The organism is Sphingobacterium sp. B29 (assembly GCF_001952815.1).
GTDB lineage: Bacteria > Bacteroidota > Bacteroidia > Sphingobacteriales > Sphingobacteriaceae > Sphingobacterium > Sphingobacterium siyangense.
Window position 1 is genome coordinate 124,400 of record NZ_CP019158.1, and the last position, 13,336, is coordinate 137,735.

10 protein-coding genes and 1 pseudogene are annotated in these 13,336 nt (G+C 39.2%); 2 read left to right on the forward strand and 9 right to left on the reverse strand.

The window, feature by feature from the left end; translation table 11 throughout:
- The first annotated feature begins 156 nt into the window (after window positions 1-156).
- A complete protein-coding gene (locus tag BV902_RS00545) occupies window positions 157-561 on the forward strand; it encodes a Dabb family protein (protein ID WP_075990320.1) in 405 nt (134 codons plus the stop codon).
- Here BV902_RS00545 and BV902_RS00550 read toward each other — a convergent pair.
- The 6 genes from BV902_RS00550 to BV902_RS00575 are packed head-to-tail and all read right to left on the reverse strand — an operon-like array spanning window position 554 to window position 6,793.
- Window positions 554-1,882, reverse strand: a complete 1,329-nt coding sequence (locus BV902_RS00550; protein WP_075990321.1) for a DUF58 domain-containing protein — start codon at window positions 1,880-1,882, stop codon at window positions 554-556. The genes BV902_RS00545 and BV902_RS00550 overlap by 8 nt on opposite strands.
- Window positions 1,882-2,871 (reverse strand): AAA family ATPase, encoded by a 990-nt coding sequence (locus BV902_RS00555; protein WP_075990322.1) that lies wholly within the window; start codon window positions 2,869-2,871, stop codon window positions 1,882-1,884. The genes BV902_RS00550 and BV902_RS00555 overlap by 1 nt, the downstream gene beginning before the upstream one ends.
- Window positions 2,868-4,061, reverse strand: a complete 1,194-nt coding sequence (locus tag BV902_RS00560; protein WP_075990323.1) for a DUF4350 domain-containing protein — start codon at window positions 4,059-4,061, stop codon at window positions 2,868-2,870. Before BV902_RS00560 ends, BV902_RS00555 begins: the two co-directional genes overlap by 4 nt.
- On the reverse strand, window positions 4,058-4,936 hold the full coding sequence (locus BV902_RS00565) for a DUF4129 domain-containing protein (protein WP_075990324.1): 879 nt from the start codon (window positions 4,934-4,936) through the stop codon (window positions 4,058-4,060). Before BV902_RS00565 ends, BV902_RS00560 begins: the two co-directional genes overlap by 4 nt.
- The gene (locus BV902_RS00570; protein ID WP_075990325.1) at window positions 4,929-5,840 is read right to left on the reverse strand and encodes a hypothetical protein; all 912 of its coding nucleotides are present in this window, start codon (window positions 5,838-5,840) and stop codon (window positions 4,929-4,931) included. The genes BV902_RS00565 and BV902_RS00570 overlap by 8 nt, the downstream gene beginning before the upstream one ends.
- Window positions 5,831-6,793 carry a stage II sporulation protein M gene (locus BV902_RS00575; protein ID WP_075994555.1) on the reverse strand — a complete coding sequence of 321 codons (963 nt, stop codon included), beginning with the start codon at window positions 6,791-6,793 and terminating at the stop codon, window positions 5,831-5,833. The genes BV902_RS00570 and BV902_RS00575 overlap by 10 nt, the downstream gene beginning before the upstream one ends.
- 114 nt (window positions 6,794-6,907) lie before the next feature.
- Between BV902_RS00575 and BV902_RS00580 the strand changes: the two genes are divergently transcribed.
- Window positions 6,908-7,639: an RDD family protein gene (locus BV902_RS00580; protein ID WP_075990326.1), complete on the forward strand. Its 732-nt coding sequence runs from the start codon at window positions 6,908-6,910 to the stop codon at window positions 7,637-7,639.
- Between the two features lie 287 nt (window positions 7,640-7,926).
- Here BV902_RS00580 and fabD read toward each other — a convergent pair.
- The 3 genes and pseudogenes from fabD to BV902_RS00595 form a co-directional block, all read right to left on the reverse strand.
- Window positions 7,927-8,816 (reverse strand): annotated as a pseudogene (gene fabD / locus BV902_RS00585) (ACP S-malonyltransferase).
- A gap of 220 nt (window positions 8,817-9,036) precedes the next feature.
- Window positions 9,037-10,266 (reverse strand): M16 family metallopeptidase, encoded by a 1,230-nt coding sequence (locus BV902_RS00590; RefSeq protein WP_075990328.1) that lies wholly within the window; start codon window positions 10,264-10,266, stop codon window positions 9,037-9,039.
- A 226-nt stretch (window positions 10,267-10,492) separates the two neighbouring features.
- Window positions 10,493-13,330 carry an outer membrane beta-barrel protein gene (locus BV902_RS00595; RefSeq protein ID WP_157625812.1) on the reverse strand — a complete coding sequence of 946 codons (2,838 nt, stop codon included), beginning with the start codon at window positions 13,328-13,330 and terminating at the stop codon, window positions 10,493-10,495.
- Window positions 13,331-13,336 lie beyond the last annotated feature (6 nt).

A 13,336-nucleotide genomic window follows, 5' to 3' on the forward strand; every position in this document is an offset into this window, starting at 1 on the left:
AAAAAATAAAAGGAAGACATGATGTCTTCCTTTTTTTCTTAGTTAAAAACGCCTATTTTTCATTAACCACAAAAACCCTTCTCTCACGATGAGCGTGATTGTTATTGGTGAATTCACGAAGGTTTTGTATCTTACAGCTTCTAAACCGTTTCAATCATGAAAAGACGCAACTTTCTTCTAGCACCCATGGTGCTCGTAACTGCTCCCACATGGGCAAATACAGTTCAATCGGATGAGAATATCGAATCCAGCACCATTGTACACGTTGTTAATTTTTGGCTAAAAAAAGATCTCAGTGAAAAAGAAAAAAAGAATTTTGTTGGATTTTTTGAGGACCTTCGAAAAATCGACGTCATCAAAACTCTTAATTATGGTGTTCCGGCGCAGACAAACCCGAGACCTGTCGTAGACAACAGCTTTGACTATACATTGATTGTCACTTTCAAAAACCTTAAAGATATTACAACGTACGAGACACATCCGATTCATTTAAAAGCGATCGAAAAATATCAACATCTTTGGACAAAAGTAATGGTCAAAGATACCTCCATCATTAAATAAGGCCACGTGCCTTAATTTCCAAATATTTGTTGATGGAGTTAATGGTCAGGTTTTCGGGCGCTGTATAGATTGTCTGAAACCCATTGCGAATAAGTTCCTGTACGATAAGTTGTTTCTCATAGATAAACTTTTCAGCAATGACCTGGTTGTAAATATCTATTGTCTTTTTCGGCGTACTCTTCGCTAAATCCTCTATTTCTACGTTTTTAAAAACAACAACGACAATAATGTGGCTTCTATTCAACATCGACAGATAATTTATCTGACGTCTTAAGGAATCTAAGGTCTCAAAATTTGTATAGACAAAAATAAGCGAACGTTTATTAATATGTGCATTGGCATAACTATATAATCTTCCAAATTCCGACTCCTCAAATTTGGTCGACACCTGGTATAGTGCTTCCGAAATCTTGTGCATTTGATTATTCCTCTTCTCAGCGGCTATAAATGCATTGATATCCTTTGAAAAGGTTAATAATCCGGCACGGTCCTGCTTTAAGATGGTCGCATTGGAAAGAACGAGTGCTGCATTGATCGAGTAGTCCAATAAGGTAAGACCGTTGAATGGCATACGCATTGCCCGACCTAGATCAATAAAAGAGTAAATTGGCTGAGACTTCTCCTCTTCGTACTGGTTGACCATCAGCTTCTTTACTTTTGCAGATGCCTTCCAGTTCATGTGTCTATAGTCATCCCCCTGCACATACTCTCTAACATGGTCAAATTCCATAGCTGAACCAATCCGTCGAATACGCTTGATCCCCAGTTCATTCAACCGATTACTTGTTGCTAAAAGCTGGTATTTTCGGAGTTGAATATAGGATGGATAACAGGGTATTTCCTGTTCTTGATTGGTAACAAACCTTCTTTTGAAAAATCCAAAACGCTTAACCAAAGCCATACAACGACCAAACTGATAAACACCCCTTTGTGTGGGTCGCAGAGAAAACGAAATTTCCGAGCGCTGAAAGGCCAGCAAACTTGTCGCAAAATCTTTATCCCGAATTTGAAGCTGTACCGGAAACTCCTCCAAAATATCAACTTTTGTCCCAAACGGGTAAAAAGAATTCACAATCAGTCGCATCGGGTTTTCATCGCCATTGGATAATTTTTCAGGATATATCCTTGTGACTTCAATTCGCCCCTTTCCTGAAAACAAGACAATAAAATCAAAGGCCAAAACAGCCAACCATATCCAAAAAACAATCCAAGCCACAATCAATAATCCTTTAACGAAAAAAGAAAATGTAAAGAGTGTTGCTACACCTAATAGGGAATAGAAGAATTGATTTGTTAGGAAAAGCTGCCTTAATTTCTTCATTATCTTGGAATTTCTACAGAATTAATGATTTGGTCGATGACATAAGCGGTGGTAAAGCCTTCCATTTCCCTTTCTGGAGTCAACATGACACGGTGGCCCAATACGGCAGATGCTACCCTCCGAATATCCTCAGGAGTGACAAAGTCTCGCCCTGTCAACGCAGCTGAAGCCTTTGCTGATTCCAACAAAGCAATAGAAGCCCGCGGTGATGCCCCAAGGGTCAAACTTGGATTAGTTCTTGTCTTTATAATAACTTGAGCAATGTAAGTTAACAACTCCTCGTGAACAAAGATAGATTTGATCAATTTCTGGAATTCCAAAATTTCTGCGGCCGAAACTACAGCCTGAACCTGATCCTCTTTATTCTCTGCTTTTTGGGCATGGTGTTCCTTTAATATTTCCAGTTCCTGTTCAAGTTCAGGATAATTCACATTGATCTTAAACAAGAAACGATCGAGCTGAGCTTCCGGCAATCGATAAGTACCTTCGTGTTCGATGGGGTTTTGTGTCGCAAAAACAACAAACGGTCCTGGCAATCGATAGGTCGTTCCATCGACCGACACTTGTTGCTCCGCCATACTTTCAAAAAGTGCGGCTTGTGTCTTTGCCGGAGCACGATTGATTTCATCGATTAAAACAATATTTGCAAAAATAGGTCCCCGACGAAATTCAAATTCATTACTTTTCAAATCGAGTATCGACGATCCCGTTACATCCGAAGGCATTAAATCCGGTGTAAATTGAATCCGCTTGAATTCACTGTGAATAGTTTTGGCAATCAATTTTGCGGATAATGTTTTTGCCACCCCAGGCAAGCCCTCGATCAAAGAATGCCCTGAAGCCAAGATCGAGATTAAGAGCATGTCAATCAATTGATCTTGCCCAACGATTACTTTTTTCACCTCCGACTTTACCTGCGCCATTTTATCGAATAAAACGGACACATCTATTCGGTTTTCAAAAGATATATATTTATCGAAGTCACTCATATCATTTTTGCTTTATGTTTAAACTCTTCTATTGTATCATTAATCAATTTGAGATCAGCCACATCATGTTGTTTAGCATCTTGCATACGAACAATCAGCCTGATTAAAGACTGTGTCTCTGCGAGCGAAACCCCAGACCGCTCGGCCAGTTCCTCACTGAACTCTTCTTCCCGCAACATCAGCGTGTCCAAATGAAAGCGCATCCGAAGATCGTGCAGGAAGTAATCTATTTTTTTTGCGACCATATTACCTGGTGCACCATTTTCATAATATAAAGTAGCGATGGTTCCACAGAACTCCTTCGAGAGATTTGGTTCCGGGCTCACTACCGCCACAGCCCGCTGCTCACGTCTACTTCTAAACACAAGCAAAAGAACTAGTCCTGCTAACAAAACATACCAGGCTTGCCGAAGACCATCATTCATAAGCAATACACGCAATGGAGTCCGATATTGATCCATATTCGCTTTAAAATCATACCAAGCGATGGGCTTATCATTTAGATAAGATAACGACTTAGCAACATAGGCATATTGCGAAGCGGAATTCAGCAAGTAATAGTTCCCAAATAAATCAGGGGTCAGGTGAAGATAAAATGTTCCTTTACCAAATTGAACCGCGATGAAGTTCGGTAACGCAAATTCCTTATAGGTGATCGAGCCCAAAATAGTCGCATTTTTAGGAAGTTTTTTAAATACTTCGCCAAGATCTGATTTACTGTAATGAATTTTATTGTTATCGTTCATCAACCGCACGCGCAACTGACTTTTTATATCTACACCTTTTTTAAAACCATAGAAATTATCTGCTTTCAAACCTAGGGAATCCAACAGATAATTATCAATATCCTCAGCTACAATCATTGCTTTCCCACCCCGGTTTACATAATCAAGTAACTTATCTTCCGCGGCTTCACCCATCGAAAAATAGGAGGTATAAAAAAATAAGTTAGCGTCTGTTTTCTTTGTGCTATCCAGATACTCATACAATGGTCGCTCAATCGTTGTATTCTTTTGATCAATGATATGCTTCAGTTCTTGACGCAATACATAAGCTCCAAAGGGATTTTTATCCTTTGCATCAAAAGTCCGATCCCAGATAATAGGTTTCTTACTTGTTGCATCGATAAGAGCTATTAGCACTAACACAACAGTCAATAATATCAATCCAAATTTTACCGATCCCTTCATTTAATCTGTTTTTGATATTGGTGAAACAATTGCTGATATTGACTAAAATTGTCTTCTGTTAATTCAAATTGACCAAACCAGACATAATCAAATATTCTTGTACATTCAGCAAATCCACGACGGAGCTCCTCGTTTTGAATCTCTTCTGCAAATTCAGCATTTGTTTTGCTCAGCTTCCATTTTATATGATCTGATTGCGCCAGTTTCTGAATATTCAATAGCTGTAAGTATCGGATTCCCAACGCATAATTCCTTTGCGCAATAGCCTCCTGAATGTAAGGTTCTAGGTTGCTATTCATCAGGTTTCGTTCTACATACGCTAAAACGTCAAGTTCACTCTCCTCTTCACTATGTTTAATAAAATATTGTTTTCTGTTGTAGAGCACTTTATAAAGGATAAATGCTAATGCGATAACAGCTAAAAAGGCAAATACATAGCCAAACTCTTCCCGAAATTTATAGGGATTATCTGGCATGATACTTCCTATCCAGTCCGCGAGCCGCGAAAGGATGCGCTGTAATACGCCTACGCGATCCTTAATATTTTCTGAATAAACAAAATCATCGGTCTCGTAACGTTTGATGATATCCTGATAAGGATCCATTTTAAACGAACGTTCTTCGGTATATTTTGGGATTGAATCAAATAATGTGGGATCCCATAGGTCAATTTCATCGTTTTCCGGTTGGCCATTAGGAGCTTTTACGGCTATTGAGTCAATAGCGACAGAATCTGTTCCCACCAAGGTCGAATCTATTCTCACATTGAGCGAATCGATTCTATCACTATTGGAATCCGTATCCCTTGGTTTTGGATCACAAGCATAAAAAATGGATAATAAGGCGATACCAAAAAAAACGAAGAGTCTATTCATCTTTTCCTCCTATCTTTTCGATCATGCCATAAATACGTTCTCCAAATTTGAGGTCCTTGGCCGTTTCATAAATAATACCATTGGCCAAAACCCCAGACATATACAGAAAAAGGGTAAATAACGTGATAAATAAGCCTCCCAATGTCATCAGCAGTTTTCCCCAGGATGAATCAAAAAAGGCGGCATCTATACCTAAGAAATTGAATGATAAAAGCCCCATGATAATCAAAGGAACTATGGAAATCATCATGACCGCCATTTGAAAAATAAAATTTACGATATAGGTCGCGATACCATATTGAATCAATTTTTTGCTCAGCATCACATAGGCATCTGTAAAACAGCTCCCTAGATCCGAATAACCTTCCCGATAAAATAAAAATGAGCAAAATAACCAAATGCCGACCATAGACCCCAAAATACCGATCGCAAAACTCCCGACGAAAGGGATAAAAGCACAAATTGCAGCGACGATGGCCAGGGGAATAAAGACGACAATTAACGCCAATATCATGGCAATTAAAAACATAAAGTATTTCCCGAGGTTTGATCGGAAATTCTTCAGCACCTCCGCGCCCGAAAATGCTGTACTTTTGCGCTCTTTGAGCAGTACAAAATATTCGATAGAAATACCATAAACGTAAAGCCCCAAAGCTACCAGCGCCAAAATGAGTAATCCAGCCCAAGTAAAAGCATCGATATCCTCAAAAGAATCACTGTTGGCAGAGAATGTGATTTTTGTAGACAGAAAATAGTAAACTAAAGCAATCCCTGCTAGAGGTACCGCAGATAAACCAAAAATAGTAGAAACAAAGTGTCTATAGATCAATTTAAAAAGATCTATGAAACTTTGAACAAAGTCCCCTACCTTCCGTTCTTTTTGAAACTCAAAATCTATTTCCATTGAAATCGTTTTGCTAGTCGATAAGGATTAATAACATAAAAATAAAGGATAGCCAGTAAGGATAAAACGATAATCAATAAGCATAACCAAATTGACACATTATAATACCGTGTTACAAAACCTTCCAATGTACCAGCGATAATAAAAAAAGGAATTGTGCTGACGAGAACTTTCATCGCAATCTTTGCTGTGCGGACGAAAGATGTCAAACGTGTAAACGATTTGGGAAATAGAATGCTATTACCGATGGCCAACCCGCATCCTCCAGCCACAATAATTACCGAAATCTCAATAGTGCCATGAATCCAAATCGCTGACATGGCTTTGCCCATAACGCCATACTGGAAAAACATATGGTGAAATGCACCAAGCATAATACCATTGCTAAACAAAACGTAACCTGTTCCTACACTGAAAAATAGTCCAGCAGCAAAGGCCATAAAAGCAACCCGCACATTATTAATCGTAATCCAAATTGCTGACCCAAAGTTACTTCCCTTTCCATATACCGCAGCAGGATCTCCCGCTTTTATGCTTTCTATCGTCGAATCGACATAGTAGTCACCTAAAATAAGCCGAATAAAATCCATATCGTATACAGACGACACAAAACCGATGACCGAAGCCAAAACAAAAATTAAGAATGAATACAGCAAGGGTCGGCGAATCGACCAAATCGCCTGCGGTATCTCTTCATTGATAAAAGATTTAAACTTATTATTGGAAGCTTTCTGATCTTTATAGATTTTCTGATGGACGGTTACCGCCAGTTCGTTCAGATAAGCCTTTACCTTACTTTCGGGATAAAAGGTTTGTGCATACGCCAGATCATTTGTGAGCTCAATGTAATTTGAGGCCAATTCATCTGGATCAACCTGCATATTAATTGATAAATTATTTTCAATTAACGTCCATTTTTCTTTATTTCGTTCTACAAAGGATGCTTCTCTCATTAATTTTTTTAACTGGCATAACCAAATATAGGAAATATCCATGATTGAAAAGCACAAATTAGAGCTAAAATGACCTAGATATGCTATATTACATTAAATTCAACTAATTTGCATATGAATAAGCTTGAGATAAATACGGCACAAAATGTAAAAATCGAATATAATCTTGCCAGTCTTGGCTCAAGAATGATCGCATTTGCAATAGATTATTTTATTATAGTCTGTTATTATTTCTTTTGCTTTTTTCTCTTGGACAGCATAAACATGAACGCAGGAGATCCCTATCTCTTTTATGGGATTATGATGGCATTGACCTTACCTGCATTTTTTTATACTTTGATTACTGAAACAGCTTTCGGAGGCCAAACAGTCGGCAAGAAAATCATGAAAATAAAGGTCGTCAAACTTGACGGCTCACGTGCCAACTTCTATCAATACTTGTCCAGATGGAGCCTATCTATCGTAGATATCTGGATGACGATGGGCGGTGTCGCCATTACGTCGATCGTTTTATCCAAAAATGGACAACGCATTGGAGATATTGCTGGTGAAACTTCTGTTATCAGTCTCAAACCTACCTTAAAATTGAGCGACACAATTTACGAAGAGACATTCGACAACCACCCTATCCTATTTCCACAAGTGATTAAATTGAGCGACAAGGATGCTAACTCAGTCAAAGAGATCTATCAAACAGCTTTTGATAGAAGAGACGTAGGAATTTTAACTGCTTTAGTACAACGCCTGGAAACGGTGATGGAGGTTAAACATCCGGAAAAAATGACCCCCAATGATTTTGTCCTGCAAGTCATGAAAGATCATTACAGTATGTTTAAGGATAAATAGTTTTTAAGCCCATCGTTGATTCTGCATTCTCTCGGTTAAAAAACGGATATCGATCGGAGCTCGTTCGGTGTTTCTTCGCTTTCAACCGAAGAAGTACCGAACGAGCTCCGAACAAGCACCGAAGAAGCACCGAGTGTCTTATACTGAAATAGGTTTACGTCTTATCTAATTTTTACAGGAAATTCTTGATGTGATTTCGATTTTTCGTTCATAAAAAATGCCCTTAAAAAGTCGGACACTTTTTGAGGGCACTGCAAAATAATTCCTTTTTTATACTGAATATTTTGTTACGCGGTCACTGATGCTGCGGAAGTCTGAACTTGACGGTCGACTTCTTAACCAATCCCTGCAATACATTTCCTGGACCAACTTCTACAAAAGCTGTTGCACCATCGGCCAACATATTTTGTACTGTCTGTGTCCACCGTACAGCGCCAGTTAATTGCGCAATAAGATTTTGCTTGATAACCGCTGGATCTGTCTGTGGTTTGGCATCGATATTTTGATAGATCGGACAGCTAGGCGACAAAATGTCTACAGCTTCTATAGCCGCTTGCAATTCCACTTTGGCAGATTCCATCAATGGTGAGTGAAATGCTCCACCCACGTTTAATTTTAATGCGCGCTTAGCACCAGCCTCGGTCAATAAAGCACAAGCTTTGTCTACACCTTCAATAGATCCCGAAATAACCAATTGCCCAGGACAGTTATAATTTGCAGCTACCACGACATCATCAACCTGAGCACAGATATCTTCCACTATAGCATCTTCCAGACCTAATATCGCAGCCATCGTCGAAGGTTGAAGCTCACATGCCTTTTGCATCGCATTGGCGCGTTGTGCAACCAATTTCAAGCCATCTTCAAAGCTCAATGCACCGGCTGCTACCAAAGCCGAAAACTCACCTAATGAGTGACCTGCAACCATGTCCGGTTGAAAAGACTCTCCCAGCGCTTTCGCCAAAATAACCGAATGCAAGAAAATAGCAGGTTGGGTTACTTTCGTTTGTTTCAACTCCTCGTCTGTACCGGAAAACATGATATCCGTGATGCGGAACCCTAAAATATCGTTAGCCTGTTCGAACAAGGCTTTCGTTTCATCATTTAAATTATACAGGTCTTGCCCCATTCCAACAAATTGGGCCCCTTGACCAGGAAATACATATGCTGTTTTCATCCCTTATATTTTTTATTCATTTATTTGTCTGCTACCATAGGTATTGAATCTGCCTTCGGCAGTCAATGGTTGAGAAGAACGAATTCCCGTAAGCGCAAACTTAGATAAATTGCTTTTTATATGCAATATAAATTCATGTCAGCCAGCTATTATTCCCATCGTCGGCCGATCGATCCAATACCATTCATCTCCTCTTAAGGAATAATGTAGGGCCTTAAATTCAGTCTTCGGGAACAAAACTTAGTGATAACATCTTCTTCGGATCAAATACATCTTGTGCTATTTCCAGCAGCCCTGTATTCGTCAAATCCTGAATTTTTTCAATTACTTCTTCCAATAAGATGACACGATCATAGTCCATCACGTTTTTCGCAGCAGAGATAATCATACTCATACGGTTCTCTTCGGTCAAAGCAATCTGCCCAATAAATTTCTGCTTCGCCTTTTTTACCGCAGTTTCAGATAGCGGTTGCTCGCTCAGCTTCGCAAGTTCTTTAAAGACGAGTTTTTTAGCTTTTTCAACTTTTTCTTCATCAGTACCGAGGTAAATACTAAATAAGCCTGTATCCGAAAAAATAGTATAATTAGATTCAATGGTATAGGCTATTCCGTATTTCTCCCGTATGGAAAGATTCAGGATAGATCCCATTCCCATTCCACCAAGCATATTATTTAAAAGCAGCAGCCCCGTCTTACGGTCATCTCGATAATTATAAGCTAAAGAACCGAGCATATAATGCACCTGATTGATTGGCTTGCCTACGGCAACATGCTGTTCAACAAGCGGTCTGACGTCATTGCGGAGACGTGCTATCGTATTTGAAGGCACCGTTCCAAACACCTTGTGCAACAATCGCTCAACTTCTTTTAGCGTATAATTGCCCGTGATACCAATGACCATTTCATTTGTATCATAATTTGCCCGCATGAAATCGACAATATCACCCTTTTGCAGTGCAAGAAGCTGATCTTCCAGGCCCAAAATATTATGTCCTAAACCCGATCCCTGAAAAACCAGATCTTCAAAATCGTCCACAATAGACTCTTCCGGGCTATCCAGATAAGATGCCATTTCATCTACAATGACAGATTTTTCTTTATCCAATTCTATGTCGGGGAAAGTGGAATGAAAGAAGATATCTTCAAAAAGATCTAACGCACGATTTAAATAAGGCTGAAGAATAGAGGCATGTACACAGGTATACTCCTTCGTCGTATAGGCATTTAAATCTCCGCCTACGGATTCCAAATGATTTATAATCTGTTGTGTAGAGCGTCTTTCAGTACGCTTAAATAAAAGGTGCTCAATAAAATGGGCTACACCATACTTTCCAGCAGACTCGTCCCGAGACCCCGCGTTGATGACCATGCAGACATGTGTAACCGGTAAATTTTGATATTGAAATACTACGCGTATTCCGTTTGAAAGTCTAATAATTTCGTATTCCATGCAGTACAAACTTGCTGTAGCTTCTTTTAGTTTATCTATTTTTTGTGCCCATTAACCTTGACAGTCTTCCCTAAAACAAAAAATATAAAATCTTACATTTTTTGCTACGTTACTCAATCTTCAAAATCGTATGGGCATATGAAGTCTTCACAAAACTAGGCATTTTTAAATGCAAAACGTCATAGCGAAATCACTATGACCGTTTTTATATCCTACAGGAATCAGATTACATACGCGGAGGTCTCATTCCGCCCGGAAATCTATTCTCTCCTTCTGGATTTCCCATCGCAAATTTCTGGAATTTATAGGTAAACAGAATCATAAAATATCGCCCCAAACGGTTGGTACGGCTATCTGTAATCATAGACTCACTCACCGTTCTTGAAACATTCGTTTGTTGATTTAACAAGTCAAATGCTTGTAGACGTACAGTACCACGTTGTTGACTCAAGAACTTCTGCTCCAAGTAGGTATTTATGACGAAAGGATTTGCATTAATGCCGGCCCCATAACCACTGTTGAATTGTTTGGATAGATCCGCTCCGAAAATGGTTGTTTTTGTTATGTTAACAGAGCCAATCAATGTTGGTGTCCAAGAAGAAACATTCGTCGTACGATTTGTCAATGAATTCTCGGTATGATTAAATTGATAGCGTACCCCCGGATTGATTTCGAGGTTCTCGGAAGGATTATATCTAAACATTAAACCTTGATTTAATACAATATTCCGGGCGATGTTCTTTTGACCTACGTTATCATCTTTCTCTGTGGAAACATATCCAATATTTTTATTGTAAGACACACCCCCCATTAACATAATATTATATGTTTTTTCTTTCAGTGATTTACCATAATGATAGAAAGAACTCACATTAAATGGCTTATCGCTTGTTTCATTCAAATAGCGGGTTTCAGAAACTAACGTTGAATTTGTTTGGCCAGTTTGATAATCCATTAAATCATCAAAATAGCTTTTGCTCAAGCTCACAATCTTGTTGTTAGTCAAACCGGCATTAACGAACGCAAAGAAGTTGTTTCCTTTTTGAAAATCATTCTTACGGAATCTTACATTCAATTGATGGCTAAATTCCGGATTCAGATTGGCGTTACCGATCACAATACTCGTCCGGTTTGTACTCATATCAAACGGCAAGATCTGCGTTACTGAAGGCTCATTCGGTGTTCCCGAATAATTGACAGAGATATTGGACTGTCTCGAAAATTTATACTCAAAACGTGCAATAGGCATCCAGTTCATATTGTTGCGATGAATTGGCACGACTACCCCTGAACTGATCGCATCACCTCTTAATTGAGAAGGCTGAGCAGCAGCTCCAATGGAATAGGTTATTTTATCGCCACTATACAAATAGTTTGCCCCGATTTTATGTGTTGTGAACGAATAATCATAATTATAATCAAAATTCAACTTGGGATCTTCTGCAATAAGGTTTCCATCGCGATCAAACCCTTGTTGTTTATTCGAATTGTCATACTTGTTTTTGTTGAAGTCATAGGTAAACTCTACTTTTCCCTTCTCAGAAACAGGTTCAGTATAATTCACTGAAGCGCCCCCATTCCAACTTTTATTATTTGCTTCTAGAATCGTTTTTTCATAGATCGAATCTAGAGGAGCGTTTGCATTGTTGGGATCAGCCAATAGCCTATCTAAAATGGCATTCTGATCCTTCGTTGTTTTTGCATTATTGAAGTTCATGTTTACAAAAACATTCCTTCCTTTGTCATTAAATTTATGGTTGTACAATCCGCTAATCCCAAATCTCGGTGCAGTAGAATTTGCAACAATATCTTGGGCCTGTGAATTATTAAATACACTACTACGGTAAGTTAGCGAATTAGTACCTGTCGTTACATCACTATTGTCGTAACCAAATTGAGGAGAAATTTTGATATAGTCTTTCGTTGTAGGCTTCCATTCAACATTTGCTTCAAAACGGTGGCTTGCTCCTACTGTATTGGAATTAGATTGAACACTGTCCGTTTGCATGATATTAGGTAGTGTATTTTCCTGAAAGCGCTGCGAGATTGTTGTATTGTTGCTATGGCTATAACTGTAACTACCGTAAACCGTCAATTTATCATTAAAGTCTTTACGGTAATTCAGCCCGATAGAACCGATTTTAGTTAAACCGTCCGATCCGCCAAACATGCCGCCGCCGCGACGGCCGCCACCACCTTGGCCACGACGCGCACCGCCACCTACAGTACTAAAGTCAAATAAGGGTGCATTGGTATTGTTCAAATTTCCCAATACAGAAATTTGTTCACCTTCGCGCATCCCCATCCACATCCCTGTAGCCTGGTAACGATCTTCGGTTCCCACGCCTGCCCGTAAGGTAGTCATATGTCCTGTATTGTATTTTGGGTCAATCTGAATATTTAAGACTTTTTCTGAATCACCCGTTTTATTACCGGTTACATTGGCCATATCGCCATAATCATCGATGACCTGCATCTTTTGGATAATATTTGCCGGTAGATTTTGTGTAGCTGTCTTTACATCTCCACCAAAAAAGTCCTTACCATTTATACGAACCCGCTTAACAGACTCCCCTTGTGCCGTTACATTGCCGTCTTTATCGACTTCGACCCCTTGCAACTTTTTCAAAGCATCCTCTGCAACAGCCCCATCGCGGAGTTTTAGATCTTTCATGGTATATTCGAGGGTATCACTTTTGACAACGACTGTAGGGACTCCATCAACAACAACTTCTTGTAGCATCTGTGAGTTCTGTTGTAAAGTCAAACTTGGAATAATATGCTTTGATTCGCCTTTAGGGATACTAAATTCCTGCTCAAAGCGTTCGAACCCAAGGTTTGAAACCGTAATTTTAAAGGTGTCCGCCTTGACTTTATCAAAGATAAAAATCCCGGCCATATTAGATCCTGTCGTCATGGAATCCAATTTTGACGTTAATTTCACTGTTGCACCGGCGACAATTCGATTCTTGTCGTCCTTCAACATTCCCTGTACGCTCTTCGTCTGGCCATAAACGGTCCATCCCATCAGCATACTAAATAAAAAAAGCACAAAGCCTCTCATAATACG